Below are 1108 nucleotides of genomic sequence, written 5' to 3' on the forward strand. Positions count from 1 at the left end.
AAAGGTGTGCCGCGAGCACGGGCTGACCGCCACCAGCCAGGTCGAGGCGCTCAAGGGCGAGGAGATTGACGCCTTGTTCACCGATGGGCGCAAGACGCCGTCGGCGGAGTTCGTGGCCTTCGACGTGGCGGCGACCGTGAAGAAGCGCACGGGCAAGAACAAGCTGCCGCTGCGGGTGCTGTGGGCCAACTACCTCGACAGCGACGGATCGCCGGGGCAGCGGCACTACAGTTATCAGCGGTTCTGCCAGATCGTCGGCGAGTACGTCGAGGTCAACGAGCTGACGATGCGGATCACGCACGTGCCCGGGCACACGATGCAGGTCGACTGGGCGGGCACGAAGATGGCGATCTTCGACCCCGTCATCGGTACCAAGACCACAGTGTCGGTGTTCGTGGCGTCGCTTCCGTACTCGGGGTTGGTCTTCGCCTGCGGCTGCCTGGACGAGAAGATGCCGAACTGGCTCGACGCGCACTTACAGGCGTTCGAGTACTTCGGCGGCGCGGCGCAGGTGATCGTCCCGGACAACGCCTCGACGGCGTCGACCCAGATCGCCCGCGGTGACCGGGCCCGCGAGGTCAACCGTGAGTACCGGGACTTCCTCGAGTACCACCAGACCGCCGCCGTGCCCACTCGGCCGGTGCGCCCGACGGACAAGGGCAACGTCGAGGCCGGGGTGAAGGTGGTGACGAACTGGGTGATCGGACGGCTGGCCGATCGGCGGTTCGCTAGCCTGGATGATGCGAACGAGGCGATCGCCGCCGAGGTCGAGGCGATCAACGACCGGACACCGTTCCGCGGCCAGAAGATCAGCCGACGGGAGCTGTTCACCGAGCACGAGAAGTCGGAGTTGATCGCTCTGCCCGAAGTGCGGTGGCAGCCGGTCATCTGGAAGAAGTCCAAGGTCAACCGTGATTACCACGTGGAGATCGCCACGGTGAAGTACTCGGTGCCCCACACGTTCGCCGGCCAGCACGTCGATGTGAAGATCACCGGTCCCACGCTCACGGTCATGGCTGGCGGGGAGGTCATCGCCTCCCATGCCGTCTCCGGTAGGCGGCACGCCTTCGTCACCGATCCCGACCATGTTCCCGCGCAGCATCTGCAG

The 1108-nt window shown here is 65.9% G+C and carries 1 protein-coding gene; it reads left to right on the forward strand.

The window, feature by feature from the left end; translation table 11 throughout:
- Positions 1-1108, forward strand: a 1108-nt coding sequence (gene istA, locus G6021_RS12725) for an IS21 family transposase (protein WP_182641447.1), incomplete at both ends; no start/stop codon positions are given.

This window comes from Dietzia sp. CW19 (assembly GCF_014145265.1).
In the GTDB taxonomy this organism is placed as follows: domain Bacteria; phylum Actinomycetota; class Actinomycetes; order Mycobacteriales; family Mycobacteriaceae; genus Dietzia; species Dietzia natronolimnaea.